Here is a 21471-nt window from a genome sequence, read left to right on the forward strand (position 1 = left end):
TAGAACCGTAGAACAATCACGAAGGGAGGTTCATTCATGGGTCGCAGCTTAAAAAAAGGACCATTCGTTGATGATCATTTAATGGTTAAAGTTGAAAAGTTAAATGAAACTGATAAGAAGCAAGTTATCAAAACTTGGTCTCGTCGTTCTACGATTTTCCCACAATTTATCGGTCATACGATCGCAGTTTATGATGGCCGTAAACATGTGCCTGTGTATGTTACTGAAGACATGGTAGGACACAAGCTTGGAGAATTCGCTCCAACACGCGCTTACAAAGGTCACGGTAACGATGATAAGAAAACAAGACGTTAAGAGAGGAGGGCATCCTAATGCAAGCTAAAGCTGTTGCAAGAACAGTCCGTATTGCTCCTCGTAAAGTACGTTTAGTCGTTGATTTAATTCGAGGTAAGCAAGTTGGTGAAGCGGTGGCGATTTTAAATCTGACTCCGAAGGCTGCTTCTCCAGTCGTTGAAAAAGTATTGAAATCCGCTATGGCAAACGCGGAACACAATTATGAAATGGACGTAAATAACCTAGTTGTTGAGCAGGCATTCGTAGACGAAGGACCAACCTTAAAACGTTTCCGTCCTCGCGCACAAGGTCGTGCAAGCCAAATCAACAAACGCACTAGCCATATTACAATCGTTCTATCAGAAAAGAAGGAGGGATAATCAGTGGGTCAAAAGGTAAATCCAGTCGGTTTGCGTATCGGGATCATCCGTGATTGGGAATCTAAATGGTATGCAGGCAAAGACTTTGCTGATCTTTTACACGAAGACATTAAAGTTCGTGAATATATCACGAAACGTCTAAAAGATGCTTCCGTTTCTAAAGTTGAAATCGAACGTGCTGCAAACCGTGTTAACGTAACTGTTCATACTGCAAAGCCTGGTATGGTAATCGGTAAAGGCGGCACTGAAGTTGAAGCACTTCGTAAAGCGTTAAATCAATTAACTGGCAAGCGTGTACACATCAATATTCTTGAAATTAAGAGAGCTGATGTTGATGCGAAGCTTGTTGCAGAAAATATTGCTCGTCAATTAGAAAACCGTGTATCTTTCCGCCGTGCTCAAAAGCAAGCGATCCAACGTGCAATGCGCGCAGGTGCGAAAGGTATCAAAACAATGGTATCTGGTCGTTTAGGTGGTGCCGATATCGCTCGTTCTGAACACTACAGCGAGGGAACTGTTCCACTTCATACTCTTCGCGCTGATATCGATTATGCTACAGCAGAAGCAGACACTACTTATGGAAAACTTGGTGTTAAAGTATGGATCTATCGTGGAGAGGTCCTTCCTACTAAGAAGAAATCCGAGGAAGGAGGCAAATAATATGTTATTGCCAAAACGCGTAAAATTTCGCCGTCAACACCGTGGGAAAATGCGTGGTAACGCTAAAGGCGGCACTGAAGTAACATTTGGTGAATTCGGTCTGCAAGCAGTCGAAGCTTCATGGATTACAAACCGTCAAATTGAAGCTGCACGTCGTGCAATGACTCGTTATATGAAACGTGGCGGTAAAGTTTGGATTAAAATTTTCCCTCACAAACCATACACTGCAAAGCCTCTTGAAGTGCGGATGGGTTCCGGTAAAGGTTCACCTGAAGGCTGGGTAGCGGTTGTAAAACCTGGCAAAGTCATGTTTGAACTAGCTGGCGTATCTGAAGAAATCGCACGCGAAGCTCTACGTCTTGCAGCTCACAAACTTCCAGTAAAATGCAAGTTTGTAAAACGTGAAGAAATTGGTGGTGAATCAAATGAAAGCTAATGAAATTCGTGACCTTACCACTGCTGAAATTGAACAAAAAGTTAAATCTTTAAAGGAAGAGCTTTTCAACCTTCGCTTTCAATTGGCGACTGGACAACTTGAAAACACAGCTCGTATCCGTGAAGTACGCAAGTCAATCGCTCGCATGAAAACTGTGATTCGTGAGAGAGAAATCAGCGTTAACAAGTAGAAACTAGGAGAGGGGGTTCACGAAGAATGAGTGAACGTAACCAACGCAAGGTTTACACTGGACGCGTTGTTTCTGACAAGATGGACAAAACTGTTACCGTTCTTGTTGAAACATACAAAAAGCATCCACTTTACGGTAAACGCGTTAAGTACTCTAAAAAGTACAAAGCTCATGATGAGCAAAATCAAGCAAAAGTTGGCGATATCGTGCGTATCATGGAAACTCGCCCGCTTTCAGCTACAAAGCGCTTCCGTTTAGTTGAAGTAGTAGAAAAAGCAGTTATTATTTAATTGTTCGGATATTCTTTGATTCCGAAGGGAGGTTACACACATGATTCAACAAGAATCACGTTTAAAAGTTGCTGACAACTCTGGTGCTCGTGAAGTACTGACGATCAAAGTTCTTGGTGGTTCCGGCCGCAAAACAGCTAACATCGGCGATATCATTGTCTGCACCGTAAAACAAGCAACACCAGGTGGCGTTGTTAAAAAAGGTGACGTAGTTAAAGCAGTAGTAGTGCGTACAAAGAGCGGTGTCCGCCGTCCTGACGGTTCATACATCCGTTTCGATGAAAACGCATGTGTTATTGTCAAAGAAGATAAGAGCCCTCGTGGTACTCGTATCTTTGGACCAGTTGCCCGCGAACTTCGCGACAACAACTTTATGAAAATCGTATCTTTAGCTCCAGAAGTTCTATAATAATAATCCAAATGCCTTTAAGGAGGTGCTTACGGATGCATGTAAAAAAAGGTGATAAGGTCAGAGTCATGACTGGTAAGGATAAAGGCAAAACAGGCGTAATCCTGGCTGCTTATCCTAAAGAGAACCGTGTACTTGTTGAAGGTGTGAACATTGTTAAAAAACATTCAAAACCTTCTCAAGCTAACCCACAGGGCGGAATCATCAGCTTCGAGGCTCCAATTCATGTGTCAAATGTAATGCCTATCGATCCTAAGACTGGTAACCCAACTCGTGTTGGACACAAAGTGGTTGATGGCAAAAAAGTACGCGTAGCAAAATCCGGTGAAGTTTTAGATAAATAGTTTAAATTAAGAAGGGAGGTACAATAGATGAACCGCCTAAAAGAAAAGTATCTTAAGGAAATTACTCCAGCTCTTATGAGCAAGTTCAATTATAAATCAGTAATGGAAGTACCAAAGATTGAAAAGATCGTTGTTAACATGGGTGTAGGTGACGCTGTTGCAAACGCCAAAGCTCTTGATAACGCAGTCGATGAATTGGCTACGATCACTGGTCAAAAGCCGCTTGTAACTCGCGCGAAGAAATCTATTGCAGGTTTCCGTCTTCGTGAAGGCATGCCTATCGGTGCAAAGGTTACCCTTCGTGGTGAGCGCATGTATCAATTCCTGGACAAATTAGTTTCTGTTTCTTTACCACGTGTACGTGACTTCCGTGGTGTTTCTAAAAAAGCATTTGACGGTCGTGGAAACTACACATTAGGGATTAAAGAACAATTAATTTTCCCTGAAATTGATTACGATAAAGTAAGCAAGGTTCGTGGAATGGATATCGTTATCGTAACAACGGCAAAAACTGATGAAGAGTCCCGTGAACTTTTAACTCAAATCGGAATGCCATTCCAAAAGTAATCGCTAAATAAGGAGGCGAAAACGTGGCTAAAAAGTCAATGATTGCGAAACAAAAACGCACGCCTAAATTCAAAGTACAAGAGTACACACGCTGCGAACGTTGCGGCCGTCCACACTCTGTATATCGCAAATTTAAGCTTTGCCGTATTTGTTTCCGTGAATTAGCATATAAAGGACAAATTCCTGGTGTTAAAAAAGCTAGCTGGTAAAACTAGAGCTTGTGGAAGGAGGTAAAAATTAATGGTCATGACAGATCCAATTGCAGATATGCTTACTCGCATTCGTAATGCGAACATGGTACGTCACGAAAAATTAGAAGTGCCTGCTTCTAATATTAAAAAAGAAATCGCTGAAATCCTTAAGCGTGAAGGCTTCGTCCGTGACGTTGAATATATCGAAGACAACAAACAAGGTATCATCCGTATCTTCCTAAAATACGGTGCAAATAACGAACGTGTTATTACTGGTCTTAAGCGTATTAGCAAGCCTGGTCTTCGCGTTTACGCTAAATCAACTGAAGTACCTCGCGTACTTAACGGTCTTGGGATCGCACTTGTATCAACTTCAAATGGTGTGGTCACTGATAAAGAAGCTCGTGCCAAGCAAATCGGCGGAGAAGTTTTAGCTTACGTTTGGTAATCGATTTTTTGAATGAATGGAGGTGCACTAAATGTCTCGTATAGGAAAAAAACCTATTGAAATTCCAGCAGGTGTAACAGTTACAAATAACAACCACACTGTTACTGTAAAAGGACCAAAAGGCGAACTTACTCGCTCTTTTAATCCTGAAATTGCCATCAACATCGAAGAGAATACTGTAACGATCACTCGTCCATCTGACGTGAAAGAGCACCGCGCATTGCACGGTACAACACGTGCGGTACTTGCGAATATGATCGAGGGTGTTGCTCAAGGATTCGAAAAGAAATTAGAGTTAATCGGGGTTGGATACCGTGCTCAAAAGCAAGGTAACAAACTTGTATTAAACGTTGGATACTCTCACCCAGTTGAATTTGAACCTGAAACCGGACTTGAAATCGAAGTGCCTGCTAACACAAAGATTACTGTTAGAGGTATTGATAAAGAACGTGTTGGTGAATTAGCAGCCAACATTCGCCAAGTTCGTCCTCCAGAGCCGTATAAAGGCAAAGGGATTCGTTACGAAGGTGAATTTGTTCGTCGTAAAGAAGGTAAAACAGGTAAGTAATGCCGCATAAGTAAACGAAAGGAGTGACGTAAATGATTACGAAGCAAGACAAAAACGCTACTCGCAAGAAAAGACATGGTCGTGTTCGTGCGAAGCTTAGCGGTACCTCTGCTCGTCCGCGTCTAAACGTGTTTCGTTCTAACCAGCATATTTATGCTCAGGTAATCGATGACGTATTAGGAGTTACTATAGCAAGTGCTTCTACATTAGATAAAGAACTAAACCTTGAGTCAACTAGCAATGCTGATGCTGCTCAAAAGGTTGGAGAATTAGTCGCTAAACGTGCGGTAGAAAAAGGTATCACTAATGTTGTTTTTGACCGTGGGGGTTACTTATACCATGGCCGTATTCAAGCATTAGCTGGTGCTGCCCGCGAAAACGGCTTACAATTTTAATAGACAAAGGAGGGACATAAAATAATGCGTCGCATTGATCCAAACAAACTTGAACTAGAAGAACGCGTAGTTACGGTTAACCGTGTTGCGAAGGTAGTTAAAGGCGGACGTCGTTTCCGTTTCTCTGCTCTTGTTGTAGTCGGAGATAAAAACGGTCATGTTGGCTTTGGTACTGGTAAAGCACAAGAAGTACCTGATGCAATCCGCAAAGCTGTCGAAGATGCAAAGAAAAACTTGGTTGAAGTACCGATGGTTGGAACAACAGTTCCTCACGAGGTAATTGGCCGCTTTGGCGCTGGCGAAATCCTGTTAAAGCCTGCTTCTGAAGGTACTGGAGTTATCGCTGGTGGTCCGGTTCGTGCTGTACTTGAATTGGCTGGCGTTCAGGATATCCTTTCTAAATCCTTAGGAACAAACACTCCAATTAATATGGTACGTGCCACTGTAGAAGGTCTAAAACAATTAAAACGTGCTGAAGACGTAGCAAAATTACGTGGTAAATCAGTAGAAGAACTGTTAGGATAAGGGAGGGAAATCAAATGGCGAATAAACTTTTAGTTACCCTCAGCCGTAGCGTGATCGGTCGTCCAGAGGACCAACGCGAAACAGTTAAAGCGCTAGGTTTACGTAAAATGAATCAAACAGTTGAGCATCAAGACAACGCTGCTATTCGCGGTATGATTAATAAAGTTGCTCACCTTGTAACAGTAAAAGAACAATAATCGATTGTTTTCTTTCATAAGGAGGTGCCAATATGAAACTTCATGAGTTAAAACCTGCTGAAGGGTCTCGTCATGAGCGCAAACGCTTAGGCCGCGGTATCGGATCCGGCCAAGGTAAAACTGCGGGTAAAGGTCATAAAGGTCAAAAAGCCCGTTCAGGCGGCGGTGTACGTGTAGGTTTTGAAGGTGGTCAAACGCCTTTATTCCGTCGTTTACCAAAGCGTGGATTTACAAACATTAACCGCAAGGAATATGCCGTTGTAAATCTTGATGCATTAAACCGCTTTGAGGAAGGTACAGAAGTTACTCCAGAACTTCTTATCGAAACAGGCGTAGTAAGTAACGAAAAAGCAGGAATCAAAATTCTTGCCAAAGGGAACGTTGAGAAAAAGCTGACTGTTAAAGCTCACAAATTCTCCTCTGCTGCTAAGGAAGCGATCGAAGCTGCTGGTGGAACCACTGAGGTGATCTAATGTTCCAGACAATCTCCAATTTTATGCGCGTGGGTGATATACGTCGAAAGATCATATTCACCCTTTTAATGTTAGTAGTTTTTAGGATCGGTACCTTTATACCGGTTCCAAGTGTAAATGCAGAGGCCCTTGCGGCGCAAGATAAGCTGAGTGTATTTGGAGTCCTAAATACATTTGGCGGTGGAGCGTTAAAGCAATTTTCCATCTTTGCTATGGGGATCATGCCTTACATTACGGCTTCGATTATTATTCAGTTGCTGCAAATGGACGTTGTTCCGAAGTTCACTGAATGGTCGAAGCAAGGGGAGTCTGGCCGTCGCAAGCTGGCCCAATTTACCCGGTATTTTACGATTGTGCTGGGCTTTATCCAAGCATTGGGTATGTCTTATGGGTTTAACAATATGTCAAATGGACAGTTGATTTTAAATCCAGGAATCGGCACTTATTTGTTAATTGCGGTGGTGTTAACAGGAGGTACTGCGTTTTTGATGTGGTTAGGTGAGCAGATTACAGCTAAAGGTGTGGGAAATGGTATTTCCATCATCATCTTTGCTGGTATCGTTGCCGGCATTCCAACTGTAATGAATCAAATGTTTGTTCAACAGTTTGAAAATGCAGGTGATAAGCTATTCCTAAACATCGTTACAGTGATCTTAATCGCACTAGCGATTCTCGCAATTATTGTTGGGGTTATTTTCATCCAGCAAGCAACACGTAAGATTCCAATTCAATATGCAAAGCGGATGGCAGTCGGTCGTAACCCTGTCGGCGGACAGTCGACACACATGCCGTTAAAGGTTAACGCAGCCGGCGTTATCCCTGTTATCTTTGCTGTATCATTTATAGTTACACCAAGAACGGTCGCTTCATTCTTCCCAACGAATGATGTTACGGCTTGGATTATGAGAGTATTTGACTATTCTCATCCAATCGGAATGATTCTTTATGCAGCATTGATAATCGCGTTCACATATTTTTATGCCTTTATTCAAGTTAACCCTGAACAAGCAGCGGAAAACTTACAAAAGCAAAGCGGCTATATTCCGGGAATTCGTCCTGGTAAGAGCACGCAAGAATATTTAACACGCGTCTTATATCGTTTAACATTTGTCGGTGCTATTTTCCTTTCTGTGATTGCTGTACTTCCAGTTTTATTTATTAAAATTGCGAACCTGCCGCAATCGGCGCAAATTGGCGGAACAAGCTTGCTCATTGTTGTCGGTGTTGCGCTAGAAACGTATAAGCAGCTTGAAGCTCAATTGGTTAAACGTCATTATAAAGGATTTATAAAATAATAGGTTTAGCGGGACCCTCATCGGGCCCCAAAACCTACACATAGCACGAGGGGGAATACGTGTGAACTTAGTATTAATGGGGCTACCGGGAGCCGGCAAGGGCACCCAGGCTGAAAAAATTGTCGAGCAATACGGCATCCCTCATATTTCTACTGGAGATATGTTCCGTGCAGCGATGAAGGAAGGTACTGAACTGGGTTTGAAGGCAAAGTCCTTCATGGATAAAGGCGAACTTGTACCTGATGAGGTTACAATCGGAATTGTCCGTGAACGTCTTGGCAAAGATGATTGCCAAAAAGGCTTCTTGCTGGATGGCTTTCCAAGAACCGTACCTCAAGCGGAAGCGTTAGAAAATCTATTAGTTGACTTAAACAAGAAAATTGACTATGTGATTAATATAAACGTGGACAAAAGTATCTTAATGGAGCGTTTGACAGGACGCCGGATCTGCAAAGATTGCGGTTCAACTTATCATCTCGTGTTCAACCCGCCGGCAAAAGAAGGCGTATGCGACCGCTGCGGTGGCGAGCTATATCAGCGTGCGGATGATAATGCCGAAACGGTGCAAAATCGTTTGGACGTCAACATCAAACAACAAGAGCCATTATTGACTTTTTATGAAACAAAGGGTTATTTGCGCACGATCGATGGTCAGCAGGATATTCACAAGGTGTTTACTGATATTCAAGAACTGCTTGGGGGTTTAAGCTGAATGATCATCTCTGCGAAGCCCTTAGGACTTACCGGGCAAGCGACTCTCGAATATCTCCAATAAGATTGAAAAGTATGTAAGCACAATGGTTTTTCTAGCATACACAAGTATGCGGTACACGGTTTGGGGCAAGACTTACATGAGATAAAGTACTTTTTCTGCTGCCGATGCTTTAGTAAACATTACTAGAGGACAGCGGGTGGTCTTTATGTTAGAATTGTAAGGTTGACACTGTGTAATTACAAAAGCCGCTTTACATTACTGGTTTTGACGAACGCAATTTTTAAAAAGAGAAGGGAGACGAGACCCGTGGCCAAAGATGATGTTATTGAAATTGAAGGTAAAGTTATTGAAACTTTGCCGAATGCGATGTTTAAGGTAGAATTGGAAAATGGTCATACGGTGCTGGCTCATGTTTCCGGTAAAATCCGCATGCATTTCATCCGGATTCTTCCTGGAGACAAAGTAACTGTAGAGCTTTCTCCATATGACTTGACACGCGGAAGAATTACCTACCGCTTTAAATAACTGAAGCACTCCGTATTACCAAGGAGGTTAGGATCATGAAAGTAAGACCATCTGTTAAACCGATCTGCGAAAAGTGCAAAGTCATCCGTAGACGCGGTAAAGTTATGGTTATCTGTGAAAACCCTAAACATAAACAAAAACAAGGCTAATAATAAGGGAGGTGCACATTTTAAATGGCACGTATTGCTGGTGTAGATATTCCACGTGAAAAGCGTGTAGTTATCTCTTTAACTTACATTTTTGGTATTGGTAAAAAGACTGCACAAAAAGTATTGGCAGAAGCTGGCGTTTCTGAAGATACTCGTGTACGCGACTTGACTGAAGACGAATTAAACAAAATCCGTGATATCATCGACAGATTAAAAGTTGAAGGTGACCTTCGTCGTGAAGTTTCCTTAAACATTAAACGTTTGATGGAAATCGGCTGCTACCGCGGTTTACGTCATCGTCGTGGTTTACCTGTTCGTGGACAAAATACGAAAAACAACGCTCGTACCCGCAAAGGTCCTCGTAAGACAGTTGCGAACAAGAAGAAGTAATCGGCAAAGGAGGTTCATATAAATGGCTCGTAAAACTAATACACGTAAACGTCGTGTTAAAAAGAATATTGAAGCAGGTATCGCTCATATCCGTTCAACTTTTAACAATACGATTGTAACGATCACTGATGTTCATGGAAACGCACTTTCTTGGTCAAGTGCCGGTGCGCTAGGGTTTAAGGGTTCTCGTAAATCTACTCCATTCGCGGCTCAAATGGCTGCTGAAACTGCTGCAAAGGCATCTATGGAACATGGCATGAAAACTTTGGAAGTAACAGTTAAAGGACCTGGTTCAGGTCGTGAAGCTGCAATCCGTGCGCTGCAAGCTGCTGGTCTTGAAGTTACTGCCATCAAAGACGTTACACCTGTTCCACATAACGGATGCCGTCCGCCAAAACGTCGTCGCGTTTAATTTTTCTGTATAGAATTTGTATCATTTGTCTATAATGGGATATGATATGAATTTATTGCCTTTTACAGAAGATTTATTCCAGTTGTTGTGCACAAAACGGGAACGTAAACATGGGGGAATTTCGATTAGCCAAACACTAATCGAGGTTTCGACGTTTTGAAGGAGGGTTATTTGATGATCGAAATAGAAAAACCAAAAATCGAAACGATTGAGATCAACGATGATGCCAAATACGGGAAGTTCGTCGTAGAGCCACTAGAGCGTGGATATGGTACCACTTTGGGTAACTCCTTACGTCGTATCCTTTTATCTTCACTCCCAGGTGCCGCTGTTACATCGATTCAAATGGATGGGGTACTACATGAGTTCTCAACAATTGAAGGCGTCGTAGAGGATGTAACATCCATCATTTTAAACATTAAAAAATTAGCTTTAAAAATCTACTCTGATGAAGAGAAAACACTTGAAATTGATGTTCAAGGCGAAGGGCCTGTCAAAGCTGGCAATATCACGCATGACAGTGATGTCGAGATTTTAAACCCAGACCTTCACATTGCAACATTGGCGGCAAATGGACATCTTCACATGCGGTTGACGGCTCGTCGCGGACGCGGCTACACTCCGGCTGACCAAAACAAACGTGAAGATCAGCCAATTGGTGTGATTCCGATTGATTCCATTTACACTCCGGTTCTACGTGTTTCTTATCAAGTAGAAAATACTCGTGTTGGTCAGATGACAAACTATGACAAGCTAACGCTTGATGTTTGGACAGATGGAAGCACTGGGCCAAAAGAAGCAATCGCTCTTGGTTCAAAAATTTTAACTGAGCATTTGAATATTTTCGTTGGGTTGACCGATGAAGCACAGAATGCTGAGATCATGATTGAAAAAGAAGAGGATCAAAAAGAAAAAGTTCTAGAAATGACAATTGAAGAACTGGATCTTTCTGTTCGTTCTTATAACTGCTTAAAGCGTGCCGGTATCAACACTGTTCAGGAATTGGCTAACAAAACTGAAGAAGATATGATGAAAGTGCGCAACTTGGGCCGCAAATCACTCGAAGAAGTGAAGGCTAAACTAGAAGAGCTTGGATTGGGCTTACGCAAGGACGACTAGCCCTTACATTTGACACCAATCCGTTGAATGACTTCAAAAAGGAGGGAACCCTTCATGGCATACAGAAAGTTAGGACGTACAAGTGCACAGCGTAAAGCTATGCTTCGCGATTTAACAACAGACTTAATCATCAACGAGCGCATCGAAACAACAGAAACTCGTGCGAAAGAACTTCGCTCTACTGTTGAGAAGATGATCACTCTTGGAAAGCGCGGTGACTTACACGCTCGCCGTCAAGCAGCTTCTTTCGTTCGTAATGAAGTAGCGAATGCTGAAACTGGCCAAGATGCACTTCAAAAACTTTTCGCTGATATCGCTCCACGCTATGCAGAGCGTCAAGGCGGATATACTCGTATTATGAAGCTTGGACCACGCCGCGGCGATGGTGCACCAATGGTTATCATCGAGTTAGTTTAATATATTTCACAGACAACAAGGGTACTGGACAGGTTTAGAACAAACTAGTTCTCTGCCCTTTTTCTGTATATTTGTAAAGGGGCGGAGCGCCGCAAAGATTCAGTGTTCAACCCTTTGTTGTATAATCTAATAATAATTGGAGTTGTGTCTAGTAGAGTGTAGCTCTGCTCACACCTCCTTTTGCGAACCAAGCCAAAAAGAGCGTTACGATGAGCGTAACTCCTGTTCTAGGAGCGACCTCTATGTTTTCATAGCTTTCCCGGGGAGAAAACTGTCCATTCCTTTTCTTCTTTACGTCTCGTCTAGCTCATGCACCTCCTCCCATTTCTGTTATTTCAGAAGTGTCTATTAGGCAGTAGAAATCGTTCCTGCCTGGGGATGAGGTGCAGGCTTTTTTTGTATATACCGATTCATAAAGAGTGGAGAAGAGTTGAGGCGAGGGGGAAACAGGATGAACAAGGCGATCGTGTCACTTAAAGACGTTTCGTTTCAATATGACAGCCAGGGGCAGTATGCGCTTAAATCCGTAACGTTTGATATTTATGAAGGAGAATGGCTGGCGATTGTCGGGCATAACGGCTCTGGAAAATCAACCACGGCCAAGCTGTTAAATGGTTTGCAGTTCCCTAGTGAAGGAGAAATCTCTGTATGCGGGCTTCTGTTAAATGAGGAGACAGTCTGGGACGTGCGCAAACAGCTCGGCATGGTGTTTCAAAATCCCGATAATCAGTTTGTCGGAACCACCGTGCAGGATGATGTGGCTTTTGGTTTAGAAAATATGGGCATCCCGCGCGAAGAAATGGTTGGACGGGTCCAGGATGCCTTAAAAAAAGTGAAGATGGATCAATTTCTATATCAAGAGCCCCACCATCTGTCTGGAGGACAAAAGCAGCGGGTTGCGATTGCTGGCGTATTGGCGCTGCGGCCGTCCATTATTATCCTCGATGAAGCAACATCGATGCTTGACCCCCGTGGCAGAGACGAAGTTTTAGAAACTGTCCGAACCTTGAAAAATGAAAAATCATTAACCGTCATCTCGATTACCCATGATTTGGACGAGGCTGCCAAGGCGGACCGAATCATTGTGATGAACAGAGGAGAGGTTTACCGGGAAGGAACACCAGAGGAGATCTTTTCAATGGATGAAGAGCTTGTGAAGCTGGGGCTCGATATCCCGTTCTCGGTCAAAATGAGCAAAGCGTTCCGGCAGCAAGGATTTCAATTATCTAAACATTTTTTAACCGAAGAAGAGTTGGTGACAGAGCTATGGACATCTCACTCTCGAATGTAGAATACCGTTACCAGGCGGGTACGCCATTTGAACGGCTGGCGATTCAGGACGTCACAATTGATATTCCATCCGGTACTTACCTGGCTTTGATTGGTCATACCGGTTCGGGTAAATCGACTGTACTGCAGCATTTGAACGCTCTCCTGCAGCCGACACAAGGAAGTGTCAAAATTGGCGACCGCGAGGTAAAGGCGAATGAGAAAAATAAAAACCTTCGGGCCATCCGGCAGCGGGTGGGCATTGTATTTCAATTCCCGGAGCATCAGTTATTTGAGGAAACAGTCGAAAAGGATATCATTTTCGGACCGATGAACTTCGGCATTTCCGAGAAGGCCGCAAAAGATCGGGCCCGGGTTGCGATAAAGCAAGTTGGCTTGGGTGAAGAAATCTTGGAGAAATCGCCGTTTGACCTGTCAGGCGGGCAAATGCGCCGTGTTGCCATAGCCGGTGTATTGGCGATGAATCCGGATGTGATTGTGTTGGATGAACCGACTGCCGGGTTGGACCCGCGCGGCCGGAAAGAAATCATGGACATGTTCTATGAGCTTCATAAGGAAAGAAATCTTTCGACCATCCTCGTTACCCACAGTATGGAGGATGCCGCAAGATATGCTGATCAAATCGTGATTATGCAACAGGGGCGTGTTGCCAAACGAGGCACACCGGAAGAGATCTTCTCGGCGCCGGAGGATTTGGTGCAAATGGGTCTCGATGTTCCAGAAGTTGTTCGATTCCAGTTAAAGCTGGAGGAAAAGACCGGCCTTAATTTGGGGAAAATCTATTTATCAATTGAAGAACTAACAGCAGCGGTAACAGAGCGGCTAGGCGGAGGTGTCCGCACATGATGGAAAAAATGATTTTCGGCCGTTATGTACCGGCAGATTCGGTGATGCACCGGATGGACCCACGCGCCAAGCTGATTATTATTTTCTTATTTGTTTGTATTATTTTCCTTGCCAATAATTGGCTTACTTATGCACTTATCGGAATTTATACTTTTATCATGCTTGGAATGTCTCGGGTGCCTTTCAAGTTTTTATTTGGCGGCCTAAAGCCGATATTGTGGCTTGTGTTGTTTACGTTTTTATTGCAATTGTTCTTTACTAAAGAGGGAGCACTCGTATGGTCATGGGGACCAGTGAAGATTTATGAGGAAGGCATCCGGATGGGGCTGTTTATTTCCTTGCGATTCTTCTTCCTTATCCTAATGACGTCACTGCTAACGCTCACAACCACTCCGATTGAGATAACTGATGGATTGGAAACCTTGCTGAATCCTTTAAAAAAGGTGAAGTTCCCGGTTCATGAAATGGCGCTGATGATGTCGATTTCTTTGCGGTTTATTCCAACGTTGATGCAGGAAACGGATAAGATCATGAAGGCGCAAATTGCTCGTGGCGTGGAATTTGCGAGTGGGCCAGTTAAAGAACGCATCAAGGCGGTCATCCCGTTGCTGATTCCTTTGTTTGTAAGTTCGTTTAAGCGTGCTGAAGAGCTTGCGGTGGCGATGGAAGCAAGAGGATACCGCGGCGGCGAAGGCAGAACAAAATATCGCCAGTTAAGCTGGAGAATGGTTGATACCCTGCAGCTTGTGGTGCTAGCGCTGTTAACTGTGCTGCTGATTTTATTACGTGCATAATGGAGATTGGCCATGCAAAGATACAAAGGCATTATCGCCTATGATGGTAGCGGCTTTTCAGGTTATCAGGTTCAGCCAAAAGGAAGGACCGTCCAAGCAGAGCTAGAGGCCGTGTTGGAAAAAATTCATAAAGGTACGCCGGTTAAGGTCGTTGGTTCTGGCCGGACGGATGCCGGTGTGCATGCCCGAGGACAGGTAATTCATTTTGATTCACCACTGGCGATCCCCGCAGAGAGGTGGCCGGTGGCGCTCAATTCATTGTTGCCGGAGGATATATCGGTTCTTTCGGTTGAAAAAGTGGACCATTCCTTTCATGCACGGTTTAATGCGGCTGGGAAGGAATATCGGTATCAGCTTTTGTTATCGGGGGTACGCGACCCGTTTTTGCGTAACTATGCGTATCGTTTTCCGTTTCGATTAAATCTGGGGGCGATGCGGGAGGCTAGTGGCTACCTGCTGGGAACCCATGATTTCACCAGCTTTTGCGCCGCTAAGACTGAGGTAGTTGATAAGGTGCGGACCATTAAGGAAATCGAATTTCTGCAGGATGGCGACTTGCTGACAATCCGCTTTGTCGGCAATGGCTTCCTGTACAACATGGTACGGATTCTTGTCGGGACCTTGCTTGAGGTAGGCACCGGTGACCGTGCCCCTGAGGAGATGCTGGGAATCCTCGAGGCTAAGGACCGCCGCGTTGCCGGAAAAACGGCACCGGCCCATGGGCTGTATCTTTGGGAAGTGTTTTATTAAAAAATTTATAAAACAACCCATCCTGGTGTAACATTTTCTTGACAATTGCACCTCAACTATTTATTATATTATATGTGTGTGTTTTTAATCCCACGATAAAGCCCCGGAAAGTCTTCATCGTGATTGAAAATATATGATTTTCGAACTTGAAGCGCACGTTATGCTGAAACATCGGTTCCCGGAACAGAATCGATTGCTTGAAAGCTTTGATGGTGCGAGAAAACAATAATCTTAATGGAATTAATTAGGAGGGAACCTCATGCGTACAACGTTTATGGCAAATGCCAACAATATCGAGCGTAAATGGTACGTAGTTGATGCAGAAGGCAAAACTCTTGGTCGTCTTGCTTCTGAAGTTGCATCAATCCTACGTGGTAAAAACAAACCAACTTTTACACCACATGTTGACACTGGTGATCACGTAATCATCGTCAATGCATCTAAAGTTACTTTAACTGGTAACAAATTAAACGACAAAATCTACTACCGTCACACTATGCACCCAGGCGGTTTAAAACAAAGAACGGCTCTTGAAATGCGTACAAACTATGCTGAGAAAATGATCGAGCTTGCTGTTAAAGGTATGCTTCCAAAGAATTCTCTTGGCCGTCAAATCTTCAAAAAATTACACGTATACGCTGGCGCAGAACATCCGCACCAAGCACAACAACCTGAAGTTTACGAACTTCGCGGTTAATTAAAGGGAGGGAATTAACTTGGCACAAGTTCAATATATTGGTACTGGTCGTCGTAAGAGCTCTGTCGCACGTGTGCGCTTAGTTCCAGGTACAGGTAAAATCACTATTAACGATCGTGACATTAATGAGTATATCCCATTCGAAGCTTTACGTGTTGTTGTAAGACAACCATTAGTAGCTACTGAAACAGTAGGCAGCTACGATGTTCTTGTAAACGTAAGCGGCGGTGGCTACACTGGTCAAGCAGGCGCAATCCGTCACGGTGTTGCCCGTGCATTGCTTCAAGTGGACCCTGAATATCGTCCAACATTAAAGCGTGCAGGTCTGTTAACTCGTGACCCACGTATGAAAGAGCGTAAGAAATACGGACTTAAAGGCGCTCGTCGTGCACCTCAGTTCTCAAAGCGTTAATCTTCAAGCTTTCAAAGGCTCTCAACCATTTTGGTTGGGGGTCTTTTTTATACCTGAAAAGTGACTTTGACCACATTTTGACCACGAGAATTTTTTTTGACCACATATGACCACAACTTATAGTTCAATATACTTTTGAAACTTTTGGGCAGTTTGCTCTTTAACGTGGTCAGTTACGTGTGTATAGATGGTCATGGTCATTTGGAAATCGGAATGTCCTAATCGTTCCTGAACCTCTTTTATACTTGCCCCTGCTTCAAATAGAAGTGAAGCGTGGGTATGACGTAAGCCATGTATAGTGATTTTGTGAAGATTATGCTTTTTAATTATTGATTTTAATTTATCGTTTGGGTAAGCCAATCGAAGCGGTAAACCATCATCCCTTGTAAAAACAAGGTTATTATCATCAAATATATTTGGGCTAGCTAATTTCGCTTCTATAAGGCTCGTACGCCACCTTTTTAATAGAGAAAGGGATTTTGTATCTAACCTAATTAAACGCTTAGATTGCTTTGTTTTGGGTTGCTGAAGATAATGTTTTCCCTTATTAAAGAAAAGCGTTTTGCCAAAGCGTATAGTGCCTACATTAAAATCAATATCATCCCATGTTAGAGCCAATACTTCACCTTTACGAGCACCAGTATATATTAAAAGATGAAATATTAAATGGTCACGGAGAGTTAACTCTTTCTCATTATTTGCAATTGATAAGAAATGTTTTATTTCGTCCTTATTCCAATAGTTCCTTTCCTCTGCCTCGTTTGTATCTGCTATTATTTCCTCTTCTCTTTTTGGTATGGTAACATGCTCCAGTGGATTCTTCGATATAATGTCCATCTTCATAGCATATTTAAATACTTGATTAGCCTGTATTTTATAATCATTAACGGATGTAATGCTTTCAGCGATTACAGCTGCTATTACTCCTTTGCGGATTTAAACGGGAAGGATTAAGAAAGGGTCGCAGAATGGCCCTTTTTCCTAAACTGGTTGGTGGGATATATGAAAAATAAAAAAAACAAACCTAAGAAACAATTTTCAAGAAGAGGTCAGTGTATAGTTGAGGGATGCAACGGATACATTGAGGCGAGCCAGCTATGTGGGAAGCATTATGCAAAAATGAGAAGACGAGGTAAAAACGACAATGAGATTTTCAGAATAGGCGAGCTTGGAAATTGTTTAGCTGTCAATTGTACCAACTCTTATTATGCAGAGGGCTATTGTGAGCATCATTATTATGTTTACATAAAATTGGGTTACCCACAAATGCCAAAAGTGATTAAGTTATGTGGGGCTGAAAACTGTTCAAACATCCTTTATTTAAAGGGGCTATGTGAAATTCACTATAACGAGTGGATAGCTAAACTCAAGAATTACCATTTAAGCAATCAAATTCTGAAAGACTAGAGCAACCTCCGAATTATTTGGAGGTTGCTCATGTGTTGGTTCCATGGTAATTTCCAATTCACCTTTTCGCGCTTTAAAGTTTGAAATTCAACATGCCATTTTCTATTTCTTCAGCAGTAATCCCAATGTATTTCCTAGTTCTTTTTCTGGTTTTGCCCGGGCGCCTTCGTAGGCGGCACCGCATGCATGACGGTAAGCGTCACGCTATTGTTCTGATAAGACACCTTGAACAGGTAGCCCCCTGTCTGCCACGCGCGATTTTCGGGCATCTGGTGGAATCTGCCTGTGACCGATCCGCCCTTCATGATGGTCAGTACGGTGCCCTGGGTCAAGGCTCCTTGCACATCCAGGACTAGTTCTCCATCTTCCAGCACCAGGTCCCCATCAGCCTCTACGCTCGTATAGTCGCTATCGCTCTTGACGGTCACGGCGAGGCGACCTTTGCGGCCGATGCGCACATCCCCGCCGACGTTCAGGACTTTGCCGGGGGCGTCGGTGAAGAGCGCCGCGGCTTCCTTCGGAGCGAGACCGGGCTCCAACACGCCGCTGTCGACGTCGATGCTGCCGGCCACGCTGCCGCTGCCGCCGAGAGTGCCGCCCTGAACGCCGATCGAGCTTGTGTGCCGGCCGGTGATCGAAAGCTTACCGCCTTCAACCGTCGTGGCGCCCTCGTAGGTGTTGTGGCCCGCCATGATCAGCGTCCCAGGGCCCTGCTTGGTCAGAGAAGCCGTGTAGAGGTTGTTGTCGATCTTGTTCTGAATGTAGGCCGCGCGCGCATCCATCCATTCTTTGCGCCACTTGACTGCGTCCTCATAGGTGATCTTGTCGTACAACTCAGGATGGCCGTTAGTGATTTTTTGGATGTAAGGATCACCCAAAATGCCCTGAACCATGAAGGCCTGTTCGTTAAGCGTGCCGTCCGGGTTCAGCACGTTGGGACTGAATTCACCGGCGTAGGCAATGCCTTGCTCCTTGTAGCCCGCCAGCCACTCCAGATCTTCCCTTTCCCTTTCCTTGATTGCGATCTGACTGATGTCGTTCGACCAGATGTCCATGGGCGCTTTATTCATGTTGTAGGTCATGGGGCTCAGGAACTGGCCGGGGCCGTACATGCCCTTGGCCAGATCGGGAATCCCCCAGCCCCAGCGGTCGTCCGGAAGACCTTCGGGAGCGGTCCAGGCGATGGATGCTCCGGTGGGGGAGGTTTGCCCGGTGCCGAGGAATCTCACGCCGTCGGACATTTTATTGTTCGCCGTGGTGAACATCAGCTCGCGCACCTGCATGGCGTCCATGTCCGGATAGCGGGAGAGCAGAACCCCCATCACTGCTGTCGCAACGGGCGTTGCCGGTGACGTGCCGCTAGAGTTTGAATAGCTAGTATCACCACTGCTGCTCGTGGTCCGAACGCTGTTTGAAGGGGTAGACACGGTAAACCATTTGGCGAGCCCCGCCTCGTTAAATCCGTACTGCTTTGTGTATTCGGGAACGGTCGCAGTAGGTGGTTGCACCCCGCCGACTGCTACCCACTGATTTTCCGCCAAGGGATTGAAGAGGGGATACGCCGGACGAAAATAAGGGTTGTTCCAGTCGTTGTTGCCGGCCGACCTTACGTTGACGGTACCGCTGTCCTTGATGGCGTCCCAGGTGGCCTCCATAAAGGAACGTCCGGGGTGGTTCGGATTATATTGAATACCATCTTCAGAATAGCTTTTCTTGAACAAGAAATACTGGTACTCCAGATCCTTCAAGTACTCGTTGGGGAGGATAGTCCTCATTGCCGTGGCGTTGGCGCTGTCTTTGCCAATCACTTGATAAGCGTTGGCGAGGTTGCCGTTGGCTCCAAGATCGTTTCCTAAACCGTCATAGCGGGTTCTGTCAAGAGTCTGGACATAAGAGCCCCAACTGCTGTTGATGACCTGCGCGCCTGCGTCGACCATGGCCTTATTGGCTGTATACCAGTACACGTAATCGTGGAAGGGACCGTGGGACTGGCTATCGGAACCGCCGGTCTTGGCAGCATATATTTTCGATCCAAAGGCGATGCCGTGCATGCCTTTACCATCGCGGATGCCGGAGATAATCCCAAGCATACCGGTCCCGTGCGAGTAGTCACTTGTTTTCGCCAGATCACTGGCCACAGTGAACCACTCGCCCGCAGTAAACGGGTTCGCAGGAGTTGCGCTGCGATACCCGAAGCCGGACGTGCCGTAGACACCCTCCGCTCTCACCGAATCGATCAGCCCCGTCTGAAATTCTTCGTGTGTAGCCCTGTGGCCCGAATCCATCATGCCCAGCGTGACGCCCTGACCGAAATACCCCAGGGCGTAAGCAGTGGACGCGTTTACCGCGGCGAGCTGCCATGAGGAATTGATCACTGTGCCAGGAGTAGAAGGATCATAGCCGGTATAATAACCATATTCCGGCGTTTCCCAACTGGTTTTAGCGGCTGCCATTTCCCCTGGATTCTGGGCGACAAAGCCGGGGTCTCCCGGGTACGTCCACGAAAGCGCGCTGGCCGGAGAACCGGAAATGGCTAGTAAGGACAAGCAAACAATAGGCGAAAGGAAAAATTTCACCCCCTTGCTTTGTTGCCACTTTGTCACAATGCCACTTTGCCGACTTGGTTGATGCTTTGTTTCCATTTTTGAAACCCCCCAATTTAGACTTGGATAATATTGGTATATTCTCCTCCTTCCTTATTCGGCAAAAAGAAAAATTCACCTTCCAAATGTATGTTATATCTATAAAATCGTACAAAGGTCCTAAAGGAAGAAAAGATCATGAATGAAATTGCTTCATATCATGGAATTCATGTCAATCAAATTCGACAATGGAGGAATTCATTTCTTGAACAAATGCCCCTGATCTTCGCTAAAGAAAATAAAAAAGCGGATCAAATGAAGGCAGAATATGAAAATCAAATTGAAAACCTCTACGCTGAGGTTGGTCGCTTAACCATGCACTTGTCGTGGCTTAAAAAAAATCTGGAATCAAGGAGTAGGGCCGAGCGTATTCAAATGATTGATTGGGATGATAAAGAGCTGCCAATCACTACCCAGGCTGAGCTGCTAGGCTCAATCGTTCTAGTTTGTATTATAAGCCTGTCGAGCTTCTGCTGAGGAAATATTTATCAAGCATAAAATTGATGGAATTTATACCAAACATCCCTATTTTGGCTCCAGGCGAATGACTGTTGTTCTAAACAACAATGAACTAAATATTAATCGCAAGGCTGTACAACGCCATATAAGAGAAATGGGCATTACAAGGATTTCTCCTGGACCTAACATTAGTAAACGCAATCTGGAGCACCGGATTTATCCGTATCTCCTTAGAAATTTGACCATTACCCACCCTAATCACGTCTGGGGTATTGATATTACCTATAATCGCCTCCAACATGGCTGGATGTATCTTGTGGCCTTAATAGACTGGTATTCTCGCTTTGTCGTTAGCTAGGAGCTTGACCAAACACTAGAGATTGAGTTTGTCTTAGAAGCAGTGAAACGGGCTCTGTCGGTAGGGCAGCCTGAGATCTTAAACAGTGATCAGGGCAGCCATTTCACCAGTCCCCAATATACCGAATTACTGTTGGATAAAGACATCCGAATTAGTATGGACGGAAAAGGAAGAGCCCTTGACAATATTGTTACTGAGAGGTTATGGAGAACGATTAAAACTGAATAGAGGTGGTAGCGGTAATAGGGATTAGATTAAAAATTTCAATTTGGTAAACGAGCATAGACCATTGATTTACAGCAACCCATTTAACAGGCGGTCAGGACAAGCAGTATATTGGAAGTAGGAACAGAACATTTTTCTGAAGGAACCACGGTCATGCCTCTACTGATATATGCCTTAAGGAAGTATCTTAATCCCATAACAC

33 protein-coding genes and 1 pseudogene are annotated in these 21471 nt (G+C 44.4%); 32 read left to right on the forward strand and 2 right to left on the reverse strand.

Features of this window, described 5'->3' with window-relative positions; genetic code table 11:
* Window positions 1-36: 36 nt before the first annotated feature.
* The 30 genes from rpsS (at window position 37) to rpsI (ending at window position 16178) form a co-directional block, all read left to right on the forward strand.
* Window positions 37-315, forward strand: a complete 279-nt coding sequence (gene rpsS, locus AR334_RS26615; RefSeq protein WP_066321286.1) for a 30S ribosomal protein S19 — start codon at window positions 37-39, stop codon at window positions 313-315.
* A 17-nt stretch (window positions 316-332) separates the two neighbouring features.
* Window positions 333-674 (forward strand): 50S ribosomal protein L22, encoded by a 342-nt coding sequence (gene rplV / locus AR334_RS26620; protein ID WP_066321287.1) that lies wholly within the window; start codon window positions 333-335, stop codon window positions 672-674.
* A 3-nt stretch (window positions 675-677) separates the two neighbouring features.
* Entirely contained in the window at window positions 678-1334 is a 657-nt protein-coding gene (rpsC, locus tag AR334_RS26625) for a 30S ribosomal protein S3 (RefSeq protein ID WP_066321288.1), read from the forward strand.
* 1 nt (window position 1335) lies between these two features.
* Window positions 1336-1770, forward strand: a complete 435-nt coding sequence (rplP, locus tag AR334_RS26630; protein WP_066321290.1) for a 50S ribosomal protein L16 — start codon at window positions 1336-1338, stop codon at window positions 1768-1770.
* Window positions 1760-1960, forward strand: a complete 201-nt coding sequence (gene rpmC, locus AR334_RS26635; protein ID WP_066321294.1) for a 50S ribosomal protein L29 — start codon at window positions 1760-1762, stop codon at window positions 1958-1960. The genes rplP and rpmC overlap by 11 nt, the downstream gene beginning before the upstream one ends.
* Window positions 1961-1986: 26 nt before the next feature.
* On the forward strand, window positions 1987-2250 hold the full coding sequence (rpsQ, locus tag AR334_RS26640; RefSeq protein WP_066321295.1) for a 30S ribosomal protein S17: 264 nt from the start codon (window positions 1987-1989) through the stop codon (window positions 2248-2250).
* 40 nt (window positions 2251-2290) lie between these two features.
* Complete coding sequence (rplN, locus tag AR334_RS26645) at window positions 2291-2659, forward strand: 50S ribosomal protein L14 (RefSeq protein WP_038538479.1); 369 nt, start codon at window positions 2291-2293, stop codon at window positions 2657-2659.
* Window positions 2660-2694: 35 nt separating this feature from the next.
* The gene (gene rplX, locus AR334_RS26650; RefSeq protein ID WP_066321301.1) at window positions 2695-3003 is read left to right on the forward strand and encodes a 50S ribosomal protein L24; all 309 of its coding nucleotides are present in this window, start codon (window positions 2695-2697) and stop codon (window positions 3001-3003) included.
* A gap of 27 nt (window positions 3004-3030) precedes the next feature.
* The gene (gene rplE, locus AR334_RS26655; RefSeq protein ID WP_066321303.1) at window positions 3031-3570 is read left to right on the forward strand and encodes a 50S ribosomal protein L5; all 540 of its coding nucleotides are present in this window, start codon (window positions 3031-3033) and stop codon (window positions 3568-3570) included.
* A gap of 23 nt (window positions 3571-3593) precedes the next feature.
* Window positions 3594-3779 carry a 30S ribosomal protein S14 gene (gene rpsN, locus AR334_RS26660; protein WP_001085700.1) on the forward strand — a complete coding sequence of 62 codons (186 nt, stop codon included), beginning with the start codon at window positions 3594-3596 and terminating at the stop codon, window positions 3777-3779.
* Between the two features lie 31 nt (window positions 3780-3810).
* Window positions 3811-4209: a 30S ribosomal protein S8 gene (gene rpsH / locus AR334_RS26665; protein WP_066321306.1), complete on the forward strand. Its 399-nt coding sequence runs from the start codon at window positions 3811-3813 to the stop codon at window positions 4207-4209.
* 31 nt (window positions 4210-4240) lie between these two features.
* Window positions 4241-4777 (forward strand): 50S ribosomal protein L6, encoded by a 537-nt coding sequence (gene rplF / locus AR334_RS26670; protein WP_066321311.1) that lies wholly within the window; start codon window positions 4241-4243, stop codon window positions 4775-4777.
* Between the two features lie 32 nt (window positions 4778-4809).
* Complete coding sequence (gene rplR / locus AR334_RS26675; protein ID WP_066321313.1) at window positions 4810-5172, forward strand: 50S ribosomal protein L18; 363 nt, start codon at window positions 4810-4812, stop codon at window positions 5170-5172.
* Window positions 5173-5196: 24 nt separating this feature from the next.
* Window positions 5197-5697 (forward strand): 30S ribosomal protein S5, encoded by a 501-nt coding sequence (gene rpsE, locus AR334_RS26680; RefSeq protein ID WP_066321315.1) that lies wholly within the window; start codon window positions 5197-5199, stop codon window positions 5695-5697.
* Between the two features lie 14 nt (window positions 5698-5711).
* A complete protein-coding gene (gene rpmD / locus AR334_RS26685) occupies window positions 5712-5894 on the forward strand; it encodes a 50S ribosomal protein L30 (protein WP_066321317.1) in 183 nt (60 codons plus the stop codon).
* Between the two features lie 32 nt (window positions 5895-5926).
* On the forward strand, window positions 5927-6367 hold the full coding sequence (gene rplO / locus AR334_RS26690) for a 50S ribosomal protein L15 (RefSeq protein ID WP_066321320.1): 441 nt from the start codon (window positions 5927-5929) through the stop codon (window positions 6365-6367).
* A complete protein-coding gene (gene secY, locus AR334_RS26695; protein WP_066321322.1) occupies window positions 6367-7662 on the forward strand; it encodes a preprotein translocase subunit SecY in 1296 nt (431 codons plus the stop codon). The genes rplO and secY overlap by 1 nt, the downstream gene beginning before the upstream one ends.
* Window positions 7663-7723: 61 nt before the next feature.
* Window positions 7724-8374 carry an adenylate kinase gene (locus AR334_RS26700; RefSeq protein ID WP_066321325.1) on the forward strand — a complete coding sequence of 217 codons (651 nt, stop codon included), beginning with the start codon at window positions 7724-7726 and terminating at the stop codon, window positions 8372-8374.
* 309 nt (window positions 8375-8683) lie between these two features.
* Window positions 8684-8902: a translation initiation factor IF-1 gene (gene infA, locus AR334_RS26705; protein WP_007085268.1), complete on the forward strand. Its 219-nt coding sequence runs from the start codon at window positions 8684-8686 to the stop codon at window positions 8900-8902.
* Between the two features lie 35 nt (window positions 8903-8937).
* On the forward strand, window positions 8938-9051 hold the full coding sequence (gene rpmJ, locus AR334_RS26710) for a 50S ribosomal protein L36 (RefSeq protein WP_000868344.1): 114 nt from the start codon (window positions 8938-8940) through the stop codon (window positions 9049-9051).
* 24 nt (window positions 9052-9075) lie between these two features.
* Window positions 9076-9441 carry a 30S ribosomal protein S13 gene (gene rpsM, locus AR334_RS26715; protein ID WP_066321326.1) on the forward strand — a complete coding sequence of 122 codons (366 nt, stop codon included), beginning with the start codon at window positions 9076-9078 and terminating at the stop codon, window positions 9439-9441.
* 22 nt (window positions 9442-9463) lie between these two features.
* A complete protein-coding gene (rpsK, locus tag AR334_RS26720; RefSeq protein ID WP_066321331.1) occupies window positions 9464-9853 on the forward strand; it encodes a 30S ribosomal protein S11 in 390 nt (129 codons plus the stop codon).
* Between the two features lie 174 nt (window positions 9854-10027).
* Complete coding sequence (locus tag AR334_RS26725) at window positions 10028-10972, forward strand: DNA-directed RNA polymerase subunit alpha (protein ID WP_066321333.1); 945 nt, start codon at window positions 10028-10030, stop codon at window positions 10970-10972.
* 54 nt (window positions 10973-11026) lie between these two features.
* Window positions 11027-11389 (forward strand): 50S ribosomal protein L17, encoded by a 363-nt coding sequence (gene rplQ / locus AR334_RS26730; RefSeq protein ID WP_066321335.1) that lies wholly within the window; start codon window positions 11027-11029, stop codon window positions 11387-11389.
* Window positions 11390-11840: 451 nt separating this feature from the next.
* Window positions 11841-12680: an energy-coupling factor ABC transporter ATP-binding protein gene (locus tag AR334_RS26735; protein WP_066321337.1), complete on the forward strand. Its 840-nt coding sequence runs from the start codon at window positions 11841-11843 to the stop codon at window positions 12678-12680.
* The gene (locus tag AR334_RS26740) at window positions 12656-13525 is read left to right on the forward strand and encodes an energy-coupling factor ABC transporter ATP-binding protein (RefSeq protein ID WP_066321342.1); all 870 of its coding nucleotides are present in this window, start codon (window positions 12656-12658) and stop codon (window positions 13523-13525) included. Before AR334_RS26735 ends, AR334_RS26740 begins: the two co-directional genes overlap by 25 nt.
* Window positions 13522-14319 carry an energy-coupling factor transporter transmembrane protein EcfT gene (locus AR334_RS26745; protein ID WP_066321343.1) on the forward strand — a complete coding sequence of 266 codons (798 nt, stop codon included), beginning with the start codon at window positions 13522-13524 and terminating at the stop codon, window positions 14317-14319. Before AR334_RS26740 ends, AR334_RS26745 begins: the two co-directional genes overlap by 4 nt.
* 12 nt (window positions 14320-14331) lie before the next feature.
* Complete coding sequence (gene truA, locus AR334_RS26750; protein ID WP_066321344.1) at window positions 14332-15069, forward strand: tRNA pseudouridine(38-40) synthase TruA; 738 nt, start codon at window positions 14332-14334, stop codon at window positions 15067-15069.
* 259 nt (window positions 15070-15328) lie between these two features.
* Window positions 15329-15766 carry a 50S ribosomal protein L13 gene (rplM, locus tag AR334_RS26755; RefSeq protein WP_066321346.1) on the forward strand — a complete coding sequence of 146 codons (438 nt, stop codon included), beginning with the start codon at window positions 15329-15331 and terminating at the stop codon, window positions 15764-15766.
* 19 nt (window positions 15767-15785) lie between these two features.
* Entirely contained in the window at window positions 15786-16178 is a 393-nt protein-coding gene (rpsI, locus tag AR334_RS26760) for a 30S ribosomal protein S9 (RefSeq protein WP_066321349.1), read from the forward strand.
* A gap of 117 nt (window positions 16179-16295) precedes the next feature.
* Here the strand turns inward: rpsI and AR334_RS26765 are convergent, their stop codons facing one another.
* A complete protein-coding gene (locus AR334_RS26765; protein ID WP_066321354.1) occupies window positions 16296-17021 on the reverse strand; it encodes a site-specific integrase in 726 nt (241 codons plus the stop codon).
* Window positions 17022-17180: 159 nt separating this feature from the next.
* On the opposite strand from AR334_RS26765, the gene AR334_RS26770 reads away from it, so the two are divergent.
* Window positions 17181-17585 (forward strand): hypothetical protein, encoded by a 405-nt coding sequence (locus AR334_RS26770; protein ID WP_066321360.1) that lies wholly within the window; start codon window positions 17181-17183, stop codon window positions 17583-17585.
* 134 nt (window positions 17586-17719) lie between these two features.
* Here the strand turns inward: AR334_RS26770 and AR334_RS26775 are convergent, their stop codons facing one another.
* Window positions 17720-20227 (reverse strand): S8 family serine peptidase, encoded by a 2508-nt coding sequence (locus tag AR334_RS26775; protein WP_066321365.1) that lies wholly within the window; start codon window positions 20225-20227, stop codon window positions 17720-17722.
* Window positions 20228-20341: 114 nt separating this feature from the next.
* On the opposite strand from AR334_RS26775, the pseudogene AR334_RS30490 reads away from it, so the two are divergent.
* A pseudogene (locus tag AR334_RS30490) lies at window positions 20342-21263 on the forward strand (IS3 family transposase); the annotation flags it as partial.
* Between the last annotated feature and the right edge of the window lie 208 nt (window positions 21264-21471).

The organism is Bacillus sp. FJAT-29814 (genome assembly GCF_001510715.1).
In the GTDB taxonomy this organism is placed as follows: domain Bacteria; phylum Bacillota; class Bacilli; order Bacillales; family Cytobacillaceae; genus Neobacillus.

Bases quoted from the DNA above. Each gene is read 5' to 3' on its own strand.
- AR334_RS26765 (WP_066321354.1), bottom strand. From the start codon at position 17,021: ATGAAGATGGACATTATATCGAAGAATCCACTGGAGCATGTTACCATA.
- rplE (WP_066321303.1), top strand. From the start codon at position 3,031: ATGAACCGCCTAAAAGAAAAGTATCTTAAGGAAATTACTCCAGCTCTT.
- AR334_RS26725 (WP_066321333.1), top strand. From the start codon at position 10,028: ATGATCGAAATAGAAAAACCAAAAATCGAAACGATTGAGATCAACGAT.
- rpsK (WP_066321331.1), top strand. From the start codon at position 9,464: ATGGCTCGTAAAACTAATACACGTAAACGTCGTGTTAAAAAGAATATT.
- rpsH (WP_066321306.1), top strand. From the start codon at position 3,811: ATGGTCATGACAGATCCAATTGCAGATATGCTTACTCGCATTCGTAAT.
- AR334_RS26775 (WP_066321365.1), bottom strand. From the start codon at position 20,227: ATGGAAACAAAGCATCAACCAAGTCGGCAAAGTGGCATTGTGACAAAG.
- secY (WP_066321322.1), top strand. From the start codon at position 6,367: ATGTTCCAGACAATCTCCAATTTTATGCGCGTGGGTGATATACGTCGA.
- AR334_RS26770 (WP_066321360.1), top strand. From the start codon at position 17,181: ATGAAAAATAAAAAAAACAAACCTAAGAAACAATTTTCAAGAAGAGGT.
- rpsE (WP_066321315.1), top strand. From the start codon at position 5,197: ATGCGTCGCATTGATCCAAACAAACTTGAACTAGAAGAACGCGTAGTT.
- rplM (WP_066321346.1), top strand. From the start codon at position 15,329: ATGCGTACAACGTTTATGGCAAATGCCAACAATATCGAGCGTAAATGG.
- truA (WP_066321344.1), top strand. From the start codon at position 14,332: ATGCAAAGATACAAAGGCATTATCGCCTATGATGGTAGCGGCTTTTCA.
- rpsM (WP_066321326.1), top strand. From the start codon at position 9,076: ATGGCACGTATTGCTGGTGTAGATATTCCACGTGAAAAGCGTGTAGTT.
- rpsS (WP_066321286.1), top strand. From the start codon at position 37: ATGGGTCGCAGCTTAAAAAAAGGACCATTCGTTGATGATCATTTAATG.
- AR334_RS26745 (WP_066321343.1), top strand. From the start codon at position 13,522: ATGATGGAAAAAATGATTTTCGGCCGTTATGTACCGGCAGATTCGGTG.
- AR334_RS26740 (WP_066321342.1), top strand. From the start codon at position 12,656: ATGGACATCTCACTCTCGAATGTAGAATACCGTTACCAGGCGGGTACG.
- AR334_RS26735 (WP_066321337.1), top strand. From the start codon at position 11,841: ATGAACAAGGCGATCGTGTCACTTAAAGACGTTTCGTTTCAATATGAC.
- rpmC (WP_066321294.1), top strand. From the start codon at position 1,760: ATGAAAGCTAATGAAATTCGTGACCTTACCACTGCTGAAATTGAACAA.
- rpsQ (WP_066321295.1), top strand. From the start codon at position 1,987: ATGAGTGAACGTAACCAACGCAAGGTTTACACTGGACGCGTTGTTTCT.
- rplX (WP_066321301.1), top strand. From the start codon at position 2,695: ATGCATGTAAAAAAAGGTGATAAGGTCAGAGTCATGACTGGTAAGGAT.
- rplV (WP_066321287.1), top strand. From the start codon at position 333: ATGCAAGCTAAAGCTGTTGCAAGAACAGTCCGTATTGCTCCTCGTAAA.
- rpmJ (WP_000868344.1), top strand. From the start codon at position 8,938: ATGAAAGTAAGACCATCTGTTAAACCGATCTGCGAAAAGTGCAAAGTC.
- rplP (WP_066321290.1), top strand. From the start codon at position 1,336: ATGTTATTGCCAAAACGCGTAAAATTTCGCCGTCAACACCGTGGGAAA.
- rplF (WP_066321311.1), top strand. From the start codon at position 4,241: ATGTCTCGTATAGGAAAAAAACCTATTGAAATTCCAGCAGGTGTAACA.
- rplO (WP_066321320.1), top strand. From the start codon at position 5,927: ATGAAACTTCATGAGTTAAAACCTGCTGAAGGGTCTCGTCATGAGCGC.
- rpmD (WP_066321317.1), top strand. From the start codon at position 5,712: ATGGCGAATAAACTTTTAGTTACCCTCAGCCGTAGCGTGATCGGTCGT.
- rplR (WP_066321313.1), top strand. From the start codon at position 4,810: ATGATTACGAAGCAAGACAAAAACGCTACTCGCAAGAAAAGACATGGT.
- rplQ (WP_066321335.1), top strand. From the start codon at position 11,027: ATGGCATACAGAAAGTTAGGACGTACAAGTGCACAGCGTAAAGCTATG.
- rplN (WP_038538479.1), top strand. From the start codon at position 2,291: ATGATTCAACAAGAATCACGTTTAAAAGTTGCTGACAACTCTGGTGCT.